Annotated in this window: 15 protein-coding genes; 11 read left to right on the forward strand and 4 right to left on the reverse strand. The window is 37.4% G+C overall.

Annotation, left to right across the window (positions count from 1 at the left end):
* Positions 1 to 64 precede the first annotated feature (64 nt).
* Positions 65 to 2,455: a TonB-dependent receptor gene (locus I6J03_RS19430; protein ID WP_003002654.1), complete on the reverse strand. Its 2,391-nt coding sequence runs from the start codon at positions 2,453 to 2,455 to the stop codon at positions 65 to 67.
* A 324-nt stretch (positions 2,456 to 2,779) separates the two neighbouring features.
* Here I6J03_RS19430 and I6J03_RS19435 point away from each other — a divergent pair, with 324 nt between their 5' ends.
* Both I6J03_RS19435 and I6J03_RS19440 read left to right on the forward strand, forming a co-directional pair.
* Positions 2,780 to 3,619 (forward strand): sensor histidine kinase, encoded by an 840-nt coding sequence (locus I6J03_RS19435; RefSeq protein ID WP_232279585.1) that lies wholly within the window; start codon positions 2,780 to 2,782, stop codon positions 3,617 to 3,619.
* Positions 3,616 to 4,314: a LytR/AlgR family response regulator transcription factor gene (locus I6J03_RS19440; RefSeq protein ID WP_201693914.1), complete on the forward strand. Its 699-nt coding sequence runs from the start codon at positions 3,616 to 3,618 to the stop codon at positions 4,312 to 4,314. The genes I6J03_RS19435 and I6J03_RS19440 overlap by 4 nt, the downstream gene beginning before the upstream one ends.
* A gap of 9 nt (positions 4,315 to 4,323) precedes the next feature.
* Here the strand turns inward: I6J03_RS19440 and I6J03_RS19445 are convergent, their stop codons facing one another.
* The gene (locus I6J03_RS19445) at positions 4,324 to 4,776 is read right to left on the reverse strand and encodes an Lrp/AsnC family transcriptional regulator (protein ID WP_002995445.1); all 453 of its coding nucleotides are present in this window, start codon (positions 4,774 to 4,776) and stop codon (positions 4,324 to 4,326) included.
* Between the two features lie 106 nt (positions 4,777 to 4,882).
* On the opposite strand from I6J03_RS19445, the gene rocD reads away from it, so the two are divergent.
* From rocD to I6J03_RS19475, 6 genes are all read left to right on the forward strand, one after another.
* Entirely contained in the window at positions 4,883 to 6,163 is a 1,281-nt protein-coding gene (gene rocD, locus I6J03_RS19450; RefSeq protein WP_003002645.1) for an ornithine--oxo-acid transaminase, read from the forward strand.
* The gene (locus I6J03_RS19455; protein ID WP_201693916.1) at positions 6,160 to 7,119 is read left to right on the forward strand and encodes an arginase; all 960 of its coding nucleotides are present in this window, start codon (positions 6,160 to 6,162) and stop codon (positions 7,117 to 7,119) included. The genes rocD and I6J03_RS19455 overlap by 4 nt, the downstream gene beginning before the upstream one ends.
* A 419-nt stretch (positions 7,120 to 7,538) precedes the next feature.
* Complete coding sequence (locus tag I6J03_RS19460) at positions 7,539 to 7,796, forward strand: hypothetical protein (RefSeq protein WP_003002638.1); 258 nt, start codon at positions 7,539 to 7,541, stop codon at positions 7,794 to 7,796.
* Positions 7,797 to 8,057: 261 nt separating this feature from the next.
* Complete coding sequence (locus I6J03_RS19465) at positions 8,058 to 8,558, forward strand: SUKH-3 domain-containing protein (RefSeq protein WP_003002636.1); 501 nt, start codon at positions 8,058 to 8,060, stop codon at positions 8,556 to 8,558.
* Positions 8,559 to 8,855: 297 nt separating this feature from the next.
* Positions 8,856 to 9,206, forward strand: coding sequence for a hypothetical protein (locus I6J03_RS19470; protein ID WP_003002634.1), 351 nt, complete (start codon positions 8,856 to 8,858; stop codon positions 9,204 to 9,206).
* Between the two features lie 7 nt (positions 9,207 to 9,213).
* Entirely contained in the window at positions 9,214 to 9,561 is a 348-nt protein-coding gene (locus tag I6J03_RS19475) for a hypothetical protein (protein WP_003002632.1), read from the forward strand.
* 312 nt (positions 9,562 to 9,873) lie between these two features.
* Here the strand turns inward: I6J03_RS19475 and I6J03_RS19480 are convergent, their stop codons facing one another.
* Positions 9,874 to 11,067 carry an aspartyl protease family protein gene (locus I6J03_RS19480; protein WP_003002630.1) on the reverse strand — a complete coding sequence of 398 codons (1,194 nt, stop codon included), beginning with the start codon at positions 11,065 to 11,067 and terminating at the stop codon, positions 9,874 to 9,876.
* A 132-nt stretch (positions 11,068 to 11,199) separates the two neighbouring features.
* Here I6J03_RS19480 and I6J03_RS19485 point away from each other — a divergent pair, with 132 nt between their 5' ends.
* The 3 genes from I6J03_RS19485 to I6J03_RS19495 all read left to right on the forward strand — a co-directional run bounded on the left by I6J03_RS19485 (position 11,200) and on the right by I6J03_RS19495 (position 14,415).
* Complete coding sequence (locus I6J03_RS19485; protein WP_050767761.1) at positions 11,200 to 11,535, forward strand: DUF6660 family protein; 336 nt, start codon at positions 11,200 to 11,202, stop codon at positions 11,533 to 11,535.
* Positions 11,536 to 11,855: 320 nt separating this feature from the next.
* Positions 11,856 to 12,278: a Fur family transcriptional regulator gene (locus I6J03_RS19490; protein ID WP_039989672.1), complete on the forward strand. Its 423-nt coding sequence runs from the start codon at positions 11,856 to 11,858 to the stop codon at positions 12,276 to 12,278.
* Between the two features lie 76 nt (positions 12,279 to 12,354).
* Positions 12,355 to 14,415 (forward strand): heavy metal translocating P-type ATPase, encoded by a 2,061-nt coding sequence (locus I6J03_RS19495; RefSeq protein WP_201693918.1) that lies wholly within the window; start codon positions 12,355 to 12,357, stop codon positions 14,413 to 14,415.
* Positions 14,416 to 14,500: 85 nt separating this feature from the next.
* On the opposite strand, the gene I6J03_RS19500 is transcribed toward I6J03_RS19495, so the two are convergent.
* Complete coding sequence (locus tag I6J03_RS19500) at positions 14,501 to 15,367, reverse strand: hypothetical protein (RefSeq protein ID WP_232279584.1); 867 nt, start codon at positions 15,365 to 15,367, stop codon at positions 14,501 to 14,503.
* Positions 15,368 to 15,509: the final 142 nt, after the last annotated feature.

Below are 15,509 nucleotides of genomic sequence, written 5' to 3' on the forward strand. Positions count from 1 at the left end.
ATGTTTAACCTCCCGGAATTGTCGCCGGGAGGTTATCCTTTTTGAGATAGTTCAACTATCTTTTTTATTTCGCTCTTTCCCTCTCATCTTCGTTCCCGAAATTCCTTTGTGCGGACTTAATACTCCTGTTTCCAAATTTGTAGCTTAATGAAATGCGGAATCCTCTGGTATCCCTGTAAGACCGGACATCATTTTTGATCCCATTGGAATGGTAACTGATAAGTGGTCTTTGCGCATTCAACAGATCTTCACCCGTAACTGTCAGAGAGAGATTCTTGTTAAGAAGCAAAAACTTCATAGAAACATCCAGTATGTGAAGCCGTGAGATATGAAAGATCTGATATCGTCCCGGAAGTTGCAGTCCATAGTTTAAGCCAAAAAAAGCGGATGTTGACGAGTTTAAAGTGAAATCATTGTTACTGTAAAAATAAGCGTTGTAGCCATCAATGGATTTTACGAAGCTGGTCTTTGATTTCACATGCTGATAGTTCACATTGAACCCTGTAAAACTATTCCACCAGGACCATTTACTCAAATTATAATAAGTTGAATATCCGATCTGATAGGTATCTGCATAGTTGAGAGGGGTACTTCTTGTTACATTGCTTACCGGATCAACAACAGACAGTTCCTGGCCAAAATCTGAAACCTGCGAGAAATAGACCGAATTCATCCATTTCTGTTTATAGATGTAGGAAAATTCCAGATTATCAATAAATGAAGGTTTCAGAAAGGGATTTCCTTCAGAATAGTAATAGGGACTTGTACGTATCACAAAAGGATTAAGGTATTCAAAATCCGGTCTCCGGATCCTTCTGCTATAATTAAGGGAAAACGAATTGCTGTCATTCGGTACATAAGTGATATAAGCTGTCGGGAAAAATTTGATATAGTTGTTTTTATTCGTCTGATTCAGATTGGTGGAATATCCCTCTGTTTGGGTAGCCTCCATTCTCACTCCAAATTGAGTTTCCCAATGATCATCCAGTTTCTTGTGTGCTGAGAAGTATAGCGCCTCATTGTACTCTTTATAATTGAAGATATTAGACTGATCCGTATTCAGTACTGGTGCTCCGCTTTGATTGTCATACACCAGCAGATCGTTATTGGTATTCGTATAGGATATTTTGCCCCCAAAACTCAGGTTAGCCCAGTTGGAAGGCAAGGCCGCATCAATCTTTGCTGAATAGTTTTTTATCTCATTGATATTACTGTTTGTAGAGGAAAAATAGCTGTCCGCAATAGTTGCGCGGTTGGCGTCCAGTTCATGACCTGCAAAAGAACGAAAATCCTCTTTTTTATACCTGAAGTAGTCGATATCCATTGTAATGCTCTTCCCGGTTGAATCTAAAGTCAGTGTATGATACCAGTTAAGCGCATTCATCTGAGGCTTATTGCGTGCTTCCACATCAGATGCGATGTAAGAGTTCACGAAGCCGTTTGAAGCATTATATCTTGTAGTGAGGGGATTGTTTGCCGAAGTACGGTCTGTAAAACTGCCTAAGTATTTCACTCCGCTCGTCCATTTGTCCGTTAGTTTGTAATCTGCTCCCAGTCCCAGACTCCACAGTGAACTTACAGATTTGTTACGCACCTCCTGTGTCCATAATTCGTCTGTGTAGAAAATCCGGCTATCAGAGCGGGTACTCAGCTTTTCATTTCCTTTACTCATACTGGCTTGTAAGGACAACCTGTTGTGATTGTAGTTGAATAATCCCTGTAAATTACCTCCTGCATATGTTTTTTGTGTATAGGTTGTACCTATATTCGCATTCCATGAGTTCGCTTTCGCAGTTTTGAGTTTAATATTGATCAGTCCGCTGTTGCCCTCAGCCTCATATTTGGCAGGAGGGGTACTGATTACCTCAATACTTTTGATGTTGTCTGCCGGAATAGACTTCAGAAAACCAGCGAGATCCTCCTCTGACATACGTTGCAGACGGTCATCGATCATCACCAACACATTTCCCTTACCTACGATAGAGATATTGTCGTTTTGGACTCTTACCGTTGGTGTCGCTTTCAGCGCATCGAGAGCAGTACCTCCGGTTGCGAAAGTAGAATTCTGCACATGGAATACCAGCCTGTCTACCTTTTGCTCAATCTGTTTTTTTCTGCCGGTCACAGTTACACCTTCCAGTTCAGTCACTTCGTTTATCTGTATATCTGCAAGGATCGTATCCTGACGCAACAGCAGAGCTGTATTATTAAATTCTCTTCCAAACTGCTCAATTATCAGACGGTAATCTCCCTTATCAGCTTGAATAGAAAAATATCCCAGACTATCAGTGAATGCCTGACTGATACGTACCGACTCATTATTCAGGAGATTGATATGTACAAATTCGACAGGTTGCCGGCTTTGATTGATAACCCTGCCCTTTAACGATATCTGTTGTGCTAAAGCATTCGCCTGACAAAGAACAGCAACTATAAAAAAGATAAATGTTTTCATGTGTTTAGTGTTAAATCCGAACAAATATTCCCCGAAAAATAGTATTTGCCTATTTTTTTCGACAAACCCCTCCGCTTTATCTACGAATCCGTTTTAAAGGACTTTTATGAATGAGTACCTTTGAAAAAAAACAGTTAGATGTTGTATAAAGGAACATTGTCAAAAAGGACGGAGCAGTTCATCCATCTTATATTCTGGTTGATCGTCATCTATTTTACATTCGTGAAAAACCCGTTGTATGCACGGTTCGCAGTACCGGACTTATTTTACACTACTTATATGATATGTTTTGTTTCCACTTTTTACTTTCATTATTTGTTAGTCATGAAATGGGCATTTAAGGCATTTAAATGGAAAAAACTGTTTTTGGGAATATTTGTTTCCTATCTGTTTTTTACAGCTTTACGATGGCTGTTGGAGCAGGTTATAACAGATATGTTATTTCATAAAGTCAATTATGTCAATACTACAGTCGTCAGTTACATGCTGGACAATATGCATTACAGCAGTATGCCGATTGTCTTCAGTTCTCTTCTTTGGTTTGCCATCTATTTTATCAGACTTTTGGAGTACAATAAGATTATAATAGAGGAAAACAAAAACACAGAAATTAAATTTCTGAAAGCACAGATCAATCCTCATTTTATCTTCAATACCCTCAATAATATTTATTCGATGGTATACTTTCAATCCGATAAATCATTACCTGCAATTGAGAAATTGAGTCAGATTATGCGCTTTACAACTTATGAATCTCAGAAGGAAAAGATAAAGCTGGCAGACGAAATCGGATATATCAGGGCATATCTGGAATTGGAGCAACTACGCCATCAGGAAAATGCCTTTGTTGAATTAACTGTTCAGATTGTAAATGACCATATGGAAATACCACCTTATCTACTGTCTCCTTTAGTTGAAAATGCTTTGAAACATGGGATTGCTTCCAATACAGCTCCCATTATAATAAATCTGAATGCAGATGCAAAAAATCTAACCTTTAGAATAGAAAACGGAATCGGAAATCACAAAAAGGATAAATTAGGAGGCATTGGATTGGATAATTTAAAGAAGCGTCTGGAGATATATTATCCGGACACCCATAAGTTAAACCTGCAAACTGAGAATAACGTGTTTACAGCTGAACTGCAAATAATTTTAGGATGAAAAGAAAAATAAACTGCCTTATTTTAGATGATGAACCTTTTGCCGTAAAACTCCTGGCAGATTATGCCTCTAAGGTGTCACAATTGAACGTGATATATGCAGGAAGCGATGCCTTTGAGGTAATTGAAATATTGAATTCTGAGTCCGTAGATCTTATATTTATAGATATTCAGATGCCTCAGCTCACAGGAATTGAGTTAATGCAGATGTTTAATCAGAAGCATAATTTTATTATCACTTCCGCTTACTCCGAATATGCACTGGATGCTTTTCAGTTTAATGTGATTGATTTTTTATTAAAACCAATCACATTCAATCGTTTTTATCAGAGTGTAGAAAAATTCAACCGTTGGCAGGATACCTTCCAAAGCAGTGAATCGGATAATTCGCTCTTTGTAAAAGCAGACCGCAAGTATTATAAAATTCAACCGGAGGATATCCTATATATAGAAGGATTGAAAGATTATATCCGTATTCATACGGTTTCTGAACGCATGGTCGTATTAGAGAATATGAAAGATATTCTGGACAGATTGCCACAGCATCAGTTTGTACGCATACACCGATCCTATATTGTCCCTTTAAAAAGAATCAAGGTAATAGAGGGGAATCAGATCGTCATGACCAATGGTGAATATCTTCCGATCGGTGAGACCTACCGGAAACTGATTGGTGAATGGCTGGGGAAAAACTAACCAGCCTGTCTACAAAATAATATTGCGTTTGAATGCACAGCCCAGTTCAATAATAGAATCTGTCTTTGCAATTCCCGGAATATTATCAATTTTTTCATACAATAATTGCCGCATATGTTCATGGTTTTTGGCAACGATCTTAATGTATAATGTATAGTTTCCTGTAATGTAATAACATTCGGTGACTTCCGGTATTTTCTGTAATTCTTCGATTACCCGCTTTGAATCGTAATCCTTTTCAAGACTGATACCCGTGAAAGCTCCCCAGTCATAGCCGAGTTTTTTTTCATTCAAGACCGGCTTAGTTCCTTCCAGTATTCCCTGATCGGATAAGCGGCTTATACGCTGATGAACCATCGTATTGGAAACCCCCATTTCAGTGGCAATAGCCGAATAAGCCATTCGGCCGTCTGTGTCCAGTGTTTTCAGTATCCGGATATCAAAATCATCTAATGTATACATGGTTTTTGTTGAGTTGTATATTCAAATTTAATATAATTTGTTGTTTTAAAAGTCAAATTCAATATTTATTTGCTTTTTACATGTTATATTTTATAAGTTTGAAAATATGAATAATAATATTGAGGATATGAATATTCAAACCGATAAAACTAAAAGTGATGCTTTTATAGCTAAAGAGAATCAATATGGCGCCCATAATTATCATCCGCTTCCGGTTGTATTGGAAAGAGGAGAAGGCGTATTTGTATGGGATGTGGAAGGAAAAAAATATGTTGATTTTCTATCGGCCTATTCTGCTGTTAATCAAGGCCACTGCCATCCGCGCATTATCCATGCATTGACAGAACAGGCCAAGAAACTAACGCTTACTTCCCGGGCATTTTTTAATAATAAACTTGGAGAATTTGAAGAGTATATCTGCAAGCTATTTGGGTATAATAAGGCGCTGATTATGAATTCCGGAGTAGAGGCTGTAGAAACAGCTATGAAACTCTGTCGTAAGTGGGGATATCAGGTAAAGGGAATCCCCGATAATCAGGCTAAAATAGTATTCGCGAAAGATAATTTTCACGGAAGGACTATTTCTGTCATCTCTGCATCTAATGATGAAGTCAGTACACGTGAATTTGGTCCTTTTGTAGAAGGAATCGTACAGGTACCCTATAATGATATACAGGCTTTTGAAAACCTTTTGAAAGAAAATAAAAATATTGCAGGCTTTATTGTAGAACCTATTCAGGGAGAAGCCGGAATTATTATTCCTGACGAGACCTATCTGTCTGAGATCAGACGGCTATGTACTGCGTATAATGTATTATTTATAGCGGATGAGATACAAACAGGCATAGGGCGTACCGGCAATTTGCTGGCCTCCTACGATGTCTTCGCCTCTGCACACAACAGTAAACCTGATATTCTGATTTTAGGCAAGGCTCTGTCCGGAGGTGTATTACCTGTATCTGCAGTACTGGCTGATGATGATATTATGCTTACCATCAAGCCCGGAGAACATGGATCCACCTATGGAGGCAATCCGCTGGCTTGTGCTGTTTCCATAGAAGCGCTGCAAGTCATACTGGATGAAGAACTGACTGAAAACAGCAGAAAAATGGGTGAAATATTACGCTCAGGACTGAGAGATATTGCAGGCAGGATGACTTTGATTAGAGAAGTAAGAGGTAAGGGCTTACTCACAGCTATAGAAATGAATTGCTCTGAAGAGGATGAATTAGCCTGGAATCTATGTCTTGAATTCAAAAAAAACGGTCTTTTGGCCAAACCCACACATGGTAATAAAATCCGTCTGGCACCCCCTTTAGTAATCAATGAGCAACAGATAAATGATTGTCTCCGTATAATCGAAAAATCCTTAAATGTGTTTGTATGAGAAGATCGATAGAACTGATTAAGAACAGATCCGATATAGGCGCAGGCACCAGAGGTTCAGATCTGGGGATAGATGCTATAGAGATCGCTGCTATTAATAAGGGTAGCCTTTTCTTTAAGAAATATCCGTTTGTAGATGTACAGACACGTAATGATTCCGTTTATGAACACGAGTTGAATCCATACGGCAAACATATAAAACAGGTCTACCAGCAATGTAAACAGGTGGCTTCTATTGTTGAAGACAGCATTCTGAAGGGAAAATTTCCTTTGGTATTCTCCGGTGATCATTCTTCAGCTATCGGTACGATCAGCGGTATAAAAGCGGCTCTTCCGGACAAAAGACTGGGTGTGATCTGGATCGATGCGCATGCGGATATACATTCTCCCTATACGACCCCTTCAGGAAATCTGCACGGAATGCCCATAGCTGCAGTGTTGCAGGAAGATAATTTACTTTGCGGCATCAATGAAGTAGACAATCATACACAGACGTATTGGGAAAAGCTGAAGCAGGTCGGTACAGCTCAGGCCAAACTGATCGCTGAGGATCTTGTATATTTCGGCGTACGGGATACAGAAGAACCTGAAGATATGCTGATCGAAAGACTGGGCATCAAAAACTATCAGGTGGGAGAGGTGCGCACGAAGAAAGTGGAGCAGTGTGTTAAAGAAGTCTTTGACCAATTGAAAAACTGCGATATTTTGTATGTTTCCTTTGATGTGGATAGTATGGACAGTGAAAAGATTTCTGAAGGAACGGGAACACCTGTCCCGGAAGGGTTCTTTCCTTTTGAAATCACAGTACTACTGCAGGAGCTGATAAGTTCGGAAAAAGTAGTTTGTATGGAAGTCGTGGAAGTAAATCCTCTGTTGGATCATCATGGAAACAGAATGGCTGAAGTCACGTTCGACATTCTGGAGAAAGTAGCAACTGTTATAGAAGGTACGGAGTAAAATTCCGAATAGCTTTTCTGTCAGCTTATATAAACCGCTTCGAAAGAGGCGGTTTTTATTTTGGCAGTAACTTATGTTAGTGAAGTTTTTTCTGTTTCTGTAAATATTAAAATAGGTTTAAAAAGATATGATAACTCTATGAACAATTACTTAATTTTAAAGGAGAGTCGTGATCGTTTATATTTTGTGAATGTGGGATTTTGAGCGGTATAAAATCAGAGAAGCAAAATAAATTCCTGATTCTGAATAATCATGATACAGGCAATACATTTAATAGGTACAGACCGTATATCAATAAGGAAAGATCAGCATAATATGAAAAGTATTAAAATAAAGATTCTTAGATGTTTTTTGGATGAATTTGCTGAGTCGCAACTACAACGTGGAGTTTCTATTAATCATGTAAAAAAATAGATATAATGAATATTAAGGAAATTATAAAAAAACTTTCTGAAGAAGGCTATAGTCCTTATTTACAAGAAAGATTAGGAATCATTTTTAATAGTGTTGATGATACAAAAGGAAATCCTAAAGTGAGTTCTGTATCACAAATTAGGATTGAAAAAGAAAAAATAATTATCCAATATCCTTTAGGTCAGATTCCTGAAGAAAAAGAGTTTAAAACAATTGAAGAACTCTTAAAATTCGTAAGGCAAGTTTTCCCAATAGCGGGTTAACCCAATTTTCTAATAAAACCACTATTGAATAATAGCAGACAGCTGTTTTTCTATTGAAAAGGCATATGCCAAAGGATTTATAAGCTTTATCAAGGGGGTAGATGATATTCTTGCAGGTGCGAAAAATGGCAAGAACATATATGATGTATGGAATGATTTAGAAAAAATATGATACAAAAGTAGATCCAGTTGCAACAAACGTATGCTCACTTCTGATGAAATTTGAGGTTAAAGGAGTATCGGTAAAAAAATCAATAAATTATGAGGTTTTCAGATAAAAGAATAATTACAAGATTATTAGAATCGGGATGGTTTGATGGAAGAAATATTTTGAAAAATCTGGAATTTCCAATTGAGGGTTATCCATTGGATGCAAAAAAATTTCTTCAGGAATATGGACTTTTAAAAGTTCAGGATGTAGAGTATGATAATGAATATCAAAGATATATTGCTTCTTATTTTGAAATAAATCCTATGATTGGAAAAGGGCATTATGATTCTGATGGAGATTTTACTTATTATTCTTCAATTTTAGGAAAGCAAATATTTAATCTGGGCTACTTTAAACCTGATGGTTATTATATCTGTTGCGATGTGGATGGCAGAGTGTATAAAATAGGAGAATATTGTTTTTATGTTGGAGTGGATTTATATGAAGGAATAGAAAATATTCTTTTAATGAACACATTAAAATCCTTGCAACTTGATGAGGATACAGGAAAATGGTGGAACATGGATGGAGAATATGTAAAGTTACCTTAATCTTAATATAGACCACTTCGAAGGAAGCGTTTTTTCTTTATTTAATCCATTAATTTTACCAAAGATGTGTTGACAAGAGCCGTTGAGTTTTTTAAGATTCTATACAACTAATGAAGGTTATAAGAATTTTAATAAAGCATTACGAGGAGAAATAAAGATGAGTTTAAGAACACATCCCAACTCTAAAGTTTTTTAAGCAACAAAAGATACTGAGCCAACTATTGTATCAACTTCTGAATTAGCAGATAAATCAAAAAATGCAGAAAAAATTGTGACCGCAATTAAAAAAATATTAGAATGAAAAATTTAAAATGGTTTTGGGTAGTTAATTACATAATGACTATTTATAGTACAATTTTATTGTCTGGATATCTTTTGGATATAATTTTTGGATATGATAAAGATGGATATGATTTTACTTATAAGTATGGTAAATATTTTATGTTGGCTAATAATGAGATCTTATTTATTTTCTTTTTTTGCATAGAATGGCTTCAAATACCATTAGTTTTAGGGATTCTTATTTGGAAAAAACAAGAACGTACAAAGTGGCATTGGTTATATTTTATTGTTTTAATATTGTTAACAATAGCTAAAATAATCTTTTATTTTATTGCCGTTGGGGGTTGGGTATTTTATCAACCGTAATTCTTATATGATCATATCGTATATCACAACAAATAACCATAACAACAAAGTATCCGATGAAGAATGGAAATCTATTCTTCCGAAGTGGTTTGTGGAAAGTATGACTTTAAAGTCTGAAAAAGATAGAGACAATGATGAAAACTTATGGCATTATGAATCTTGGATAGAGAGTATGTACCATAGAGCATGGGAATGGTATAGTTCGAAGATTGAAGGTAATACAATAACTATTGTGCTTAAAATGCTTAATCTCCCATATATTTTTGAACAATTTCTTTATATATTTTATTCTCAAGGAGTACCAATGAGTAATATTACAGATGAAGAGGATATATATGGGGAAACCCGACATTAAGTTTTAACCGCTTCATTTGAAGTGGTTTTTGTTTATTTGATTTTTTAATTTTAGCAAAGATCTGTTCACAAGAGCTGTTGCGTTTTTTTCATTACTTATCAGAGAATTTAAGAAAGGAGCTAAAAATATCTTTCAGAAACTCGAAAAGATCTTAGCTGAAATTTTTGGCTTTGGAGAAGAAGTCGCGGATAGTCCTTTCACACTTGCTGAGAGAAAGATGAAAGGTCGATAGTTTATTAAAACGATAAGATTATTAAAGAAAACCGAACTGAAAAATATTAAAATCCAGTATAAAAGCCAACTAAACGCTGTTTATTCCTTCTCTATTTTTACTGTTTTTATGCTGTTATCTTTATCTTTTACAGTGAGATGCAGGCTTTCCCCGGTGAAGTAATTCCCAAAGAAAAGTTGACATATATCCTTGAATTCATCCACTTTATAATCATTGATCTGCAGAATAATATCTCCACGTTTCAAGCCTGCTTTTTCAGCGTTCGAACCTTCGTATACGACAGAGGCTATATAGTCATCGTTGACAAGCTGGGAATCGAAACCGTAAAAATTGCCGTTTGTAACGATCTGTCTGAACTGATGAGGATGAAAATAAAAATGTTTGTGCAAATAATCGAGCGTGATTATTCCAAACTTACCTACAGGCATGCCTATCGCATTCTTATTTTTGTTTTCTGATACATTCGTCACGATACTATCCAGAATTCCCGGGCCAATTTCAAGTTGATTAAGCAGAATTCTGAGTTCCTCACCCTCTTTTCCTGCACCAAAGAGTCCCGATGACACAGAGCCTTTGCCTTTGTAAAGCGCTTTCGCTTCTCCCTTTTTACTCAGTTCGCTGTAGGTAACATAAGATAATGCTAAAAGTTTATCCGAACCGCTGTCAAATAAAACCCTGAATGGAGTACTGACTGCAATTTTTATATCCAAAAAGGGCCTGCTGTTTTTGTCAAAAGCCAGAGATATTCTCTCGTCAGGAAGTAGGGAGAAGTTTTCGATTTTATCGCTCAGGATCAACCATTTTTTTTCAAGATCAATCTGTACAATACAATGCTTAAGGATTGTACTTCCTAAAAGTCCGTCCACAGCAAAACACTGCAAAAGCCCGCTGGCAGACAAATCATAAACCAATGCCTGTGTATTTGAAAAAGAGACATTTCCAACTTGAATTTCAGGCATTTTTACAACAGGAATGTCGTTGGATCTGCCGGTCACATCAGTTGTCTCTATTTTATGTTTGGATTTAAGGTTCAGTTCTGCACGTAACTGTTCCGATATCAGAAAAGGCGCACCGGTATCCAGTATAAATCTCCTTTCCTTATTTTCAATGGTCAGTTTAACAATTATTTTGTTCTTCACATATTCAAAAGGTATCGTATCGCAGAAATTGGAAGTATGGATTTTTGAAGCATTCAGATTTTGTGCATGACAAATAGCAGGTAATGCTAAAAGTAATACCACAATGGCAATTAGAAAAGACTTAGACAGGGGCATTGTTCAGTAACGATTAAAAATCACAGTCCACAAGATAGTAAAATTGTATTTACTTATAGTCACTAAAAATTCCAATAAAAAATATACTTTGTAATAGTATTGCATATAATAATTTCATACATTTATAAGATCATGAAGTGTCTTATAGTCATATGGGCCTTTTATTTTGTTGCGCTATCTGTAGTTCCGTGCAGTGACGATATAAATAAATGTGAAGATGTATCTTCTTCCCGGCAAAATGCTGAAGATCCGCTGCTTCATGATCACAATCAGGATCAGGATGATTACTGTTCTCCTTTCTGTCAATGTAGCTGTTGTAGTGTTACATTGGCCGTATTTCATTTTGAAATACTACATATTTCCGAACCTTTTTCTCAATTTACGTCTGATCATGTGGCAATAACAGATTCATTTGTTGTTCGCACATACAGCGGAGGTATCTGGCAGCCACCTCAGGCAATAGCTTAGTTACGAAGGCTGATAGCTCCTGATGCGGGAGCTACAGAACTTATCTTACTCTCTTTAGTCTGTATGAGCAGACAAAAGCAGAAACACTGTTAGTCAATTACAACTTACTGAAAAACAATTAACGAAAAGAACGTTTTTTTTGCATTGTTTCTGTTATTTAGTTTCTTTACTATTATTGAGGAAAATATTCGCAAACATACACTCTACAATATGGTTTTTTATAACAGGTTATCTGGTTGCAAGGGTCGGGTATCTGATCCTGAAATGGTTAAAGACTAATCCCCCGTTCTTCAATGAAAACTGATAAAATAAGTAAAGCCATGAAAAATGAAATAGAAAATAAGCTCAGGGATAAGAATACAAAGCCAACAAGCATGCGCATATTGGTCTATGATTTCTTAGCTTCTCAGCAGATTGCTTTGTCTCTTTCGGAAATTGAAAATTATTTTTATCCTGCAGATCGCATCACCTTGTACCGCACACTAAAAACTTTCGAAGAGAAAGGAATAGTCCACAGCATACAGGAGAATAACACCAGCAAATACCGATTGTGCAGTGATGACTGCAGTGAACAGGTACACAGAGACTGGCATCTGCATTTATATTGCAAGATATGTAAGCAGACAACCTGCAGGACAGACATTAGTTTCAAACAACCGGTAGATGCTACCGTGCAGATAGACGAAGTAAGATTATTTGCCAAAGGTATATGTGAAAACTGTTTGCATAAAAGTATGCAATAGTATTGCAGTTAAAAGCTGATTAGCTTTGTACCACTGGATAAATGATGAAGTATCGTAATAAATAAACTATCAAATCATGACAACAAAAAACAACAATAAACCGGAAAGTAATCAGGATTGCTGTACGTATACTGAAAAAATATATGAAAAAGCAGGTGCTAAGAATCTGATAGACGGCACCCATAAAAAGAATGATCATCATCACGATCATGCAGGACATAGTCATGATGATGGACATGATCACGACCACGACCATGATCATTCCAATTTTGAAGGAGGAGCATTTAAACTCTTTTTGCCTGCTATCATTTCTTTTGTTCTGTTGATATTGGCTATTACTTTTGATAACTGGCTGCCTCAGACCTGGTTTACAGGATGGACAAGGACGATTTGGTATGTCATTGCTTATATACCTGTAGGTTTTCCGGTTATTAAGGATGCTCTAGTCAGCGTAGGCAAAGGAGATGTATTTTCGGAATTTCTTTTAATGACTATAGCCACGGTGGGCGCATTTGTTATTGCGGAATATCCGGAAGGCGTGGCTGTGATGCTATTTTATGCGGTAGGAGAAGTCTTTCAGACATTAGCCGTCTCCAGAGCCAAAGGCAATATCAAGGCCTTGTTGGATCAGCGTCCTGATGAAGTCACCATCCTCGTCGATAATCAGGCGAAAACAATCAAAGCTGAAGGAGCGCAGATCAATGATGTGATCCAGCTTAAACCCGGAGAAAAACTGGCACTAGACGGCGAACTCTTGTCAGATGCAGCCTCTTTCAATACAGCGGCTTTGACAGGAGAGAGTAAACCAGATACCAAGACAAAAGGGGAAGCAGTATTGGCCGGAATGATCAATCTGAATACTGTGAGTCTCGTAAATGTGACTACAGCCTATACAGACAGTAAGCTGAGTAAAATACTGGAACTGGTACAAAATGCGACTGCACAAAAGGCTCCAACCGAACTCTTTATCCGCAAATTTGCAAAAATATATACACCTATAGTCGTTGTATTGGCCATTGCGATTTGTCTTGTTCCATACTTATTTGTGCAAAATTATCAGTTTAATGACTGGCTGTACAGAGCATTGGTTTTTCTTGTTATCTCCTGTCCGTGTGCATTGGTCATTTCTATCCCTTTGGGCTACTTTGGAGGTATAGGTGCTGCCAGCAGAAATGGCATCTTGTTTAAGGGAAGTAATTTTCTGGATGCCCTGGCGGATATACAGCATGTAGTAATGGATAAAACCGGAACAATGACAGAGGGTGTTTTTCAGGTGCAGGAAGTAAACTTTAAGCCCGAATATAACCAGACGGAGATATTGGGAATGGTAAATGCTCTGGAAAGCCACAGTACGCATCCTGTCGCTACAGCCATACATCAATATGCAGGAGCAGTAGACAGCAAGCTCATTTTGGAAAATACAGAAGAAATAGCCGGACATGGATTGAGGGCTTTTATCAATGGCAAAGAGCTGCTGGTCGGCAATTTCAAGCTGATGGATAAATATAAGATTTCCTATAATGTGGACCCTTCATCCATTGTGTATACGGTTATTGCAGTTGCGTATGGTGGTAAGTTTGTTGGTTATATGACTATTGCCGACAGCATTAAAGATGATGCCGCAGAGACGATCAGACAATTGCACAGTCTCAATGTAAAATCGACCATGCTCAGCGGAGATAAGAGTTCTGTGGTACAGCATGTAGCCGGACAGTTGGGGATCGACAATGCTTTCGGAGACTTGCTGCCTGAAGACAAAGTAAGCAGACTTAAGGAAATAAAAGCCGGAAGTGTACGGGTAGCTTTTGTGGGTGATGGTGTGAATGATGCTCCTGTAGTAGCTTTAAGTGATGTCGGTATAGCGATGGGTGGATTAGGTAGTGATGCCACCATTGAGACTGCTGATGTAGTGATCCAGGATGATAAGCCATCTAAAATTCCGGTGGCTATCCGGATCGGTAAGCAAACCAAGCGCGTGGTATGGCAAAATATTACGCTTGCCTTTGTGGTGAAAGGAATCGTATTAATTCTGGGTGCCGGAGGACTGGCGACAATGTGGGAAGCAGTTTTTGCAGATGTTGGAGTTTCTCTGATTGCTATTCTGAATGCCGTCCGTATACAGAAAATGAAATTTTAAATCACAATACAGAAGACCATTTCTTTTCTCTTTTGCTGTCCGGATCGCTGTTGTAGCATTTCCGGACAGCAAATTAAGCATAGAATTAAAACGTCACAGGAGTCGTTTTATTAAATCCTGTTTTAACAAAAGGTATCAGTTGTGGGGTAAATACCTGAGCAGAAAATACGATTGTTTTAGTTGCCTTGTTGACAATCCATTGCGATCTCTTTTCCAGGATAAATTTCAGCCTTTGCTCAGGTGACAAACCAGGTAAAGTATAGTAGGTGATATGTTCACCTTCTTTTCCATTATTCTGACGATATATACCTTTGATACGTACATTATTTCTGGTCTCAAAATCTTTGATAAATGGCGCGTCTTCTGCTATAATTTCCCAACGCGGATCTTTCGGACAACAGACCGATCCGTACTGTTCAGAGCGGTAGGATACAAAGTGATCATCAGGTACCCGAGGAATCTTAAAATCAAGCTGAGGATGACCATTTCCGGATATACGCATACTATCTACATTTATCTGATGTTCGATTCTTTTGATATGGTAATACACATTGGTCGTAGCTGGTTCCAAAACGATTCCGTTTTTGGTTGCATCCTCTGCGACACGCTGGTAAAACGCCCAGTCCGGAACAACTAAAATAAATTCCTTTATTTCAGGGAAAAAAGATGCAGAATTTTTAAACAGATCTACAGGTACTCGGGCGGATAAGAAAAACACATATAAGCTATCCTGATTCTCTTTCAGTGGGATATCGATCAGATAATTGCTTCCCTCATGTGCGACATGCTGATCTTCAATCATTATAACGTCACGATAAGCGGTATCTAAAAAATTGACGACCGTATCTCCCGCTGGAGAGGGAAGGGTAGAAGTACCGGACTTTTGCAGGTTCATACAACTACATGCAAAAGCAAGTGCAGAAGACAGCGTAAAAACAACTAATTTTATCATTTCCGAATTTTCAATATTAACAATTCATCAGTTACTTGGTTTTAAAGATATAACTGTTTAATGTTAATTGTGATATCCTGATTCATATTTGCAGGTAACGGGTTGATAAACGTGAGGTTTGAAAAAAATACTGTCTATATTA

It is taken from the genome of Sphingobacterium spiritivorum, assembly GCF_016724845.1.
Classification (GTDB): domain Bacteria; phylum Bacteroidota; class Bacteroidia; order Sphingobacteriales; family Sphingobacteriaceae; genus Sphingobacterium; species Sphingobacterium spiritivorum_A.

Excerpts from the sequence above, each read along its gene's own strand:
- I6J03_RS19500 (WP_232279584.1), bottom strand. The coding sequence starts at position 15,367 with ATGATAAAATTAGTTGTTTTTACGCTGTCTTCTGCACTTGCTTTTGCA.
- I6J03_RS19495 (WP_201693918.1), top strand. The coding sequence starts at position 12,355 with ATGACAACAAAAAACAACAATAAACCGGAAAGTAATCAGGATTGCTGT.
- I6J03_RS19460 (WP_003002638.1), top strand. The coding sequence starts at position 7,539 with ATGAATATTAAGGAAATTATAAAAAAACTTTCTGAAGAAGGCTATAGT.
- I6J03_RS19490 (WP_039989672.1), top strand. The coding sequence starts at position 11,856 with ATGAAAAATGAAATAGAAAATAAGCTCAGGGATAAGAATACAAAGCCA.
- I6J03_RS19480 (WP_003002630.1), bottom strand. The coding sequence starts at position 11,067 with ATGCCCCTGTCTAAGTCTTTTCTAATTGCCATTGTGGTATTACTTTTA.
- I6J03_RS19465 (WP_003002636.1), top strand. The coding sequence starts at position 8,058 with ATGAGGTTTTCAGATAAAAGAATAATTACAAGATTATTAGAATCGGGA.
- I6J03_RS19475 (WP_003002632.1), top strand. The coding sequence starts at position 9,214 with ATGATCATATCGTATATCACAACAAATAACCATAACAACAAAGTATCC.
- I6J03_RS19485 (WP_050767761.1), top strand. The coding sequence starts at position 11,200 with ATGAAGTGTCTTATAGTCATATGGGCCTTTTATTTTGTTGCGCTATCT.
- I6J03_RS19435 (WP_232279585.1), top strand. The coding sequence starts at position 2,780 with ATGAAATGGGCATTTAAGGCATTTAAATGGAAAAAACTGTTTTTGGGA.
- I6J03_RS19440 (WP_201693914.1), top strand. The coding sequence starts at position 3,616 with ATGAAAAGAAAAATAAACTGCCTTATTTTAGATGATGAACCTTTTGCC.
- rocD (WP_003002645.1), top strand. The coding sequence starts at position 4,883 with ATGAATAATAATATTGAGGATATGAATATTCAAACCGATAAAACTAAA.
- I6J03_RS19470 (WP_003002634.1), top strand. The coding sequence starts at position 8,856 with ATGAAAAATTTAAAATGGTTTTGGGTAGTTAATTACATAATGACTATT.
- I6J03_RS19445 (WP_002995445.1), bottom strand. The coding sequence starts at position 4,776 with ATGTATACATTAGATGATTTTGATATCCGGATACTGAAAACACTGGAC.
- I6J03_RS19455 (WP_201693916.1), top strand. The coding sequence starts at position 6,160 with ATGAGAAGATCGATAGAACTGATTAAGAACAGATCCGATATAGGCGCA.
- I6J03_RS19430 (WP_003002654.1), bottom strand. The coding sequence starts at position 2,455 with ATGAAAACATTTATCTTTTTTATAGTTGCTGTTCTTTGTCAGGCGAAT.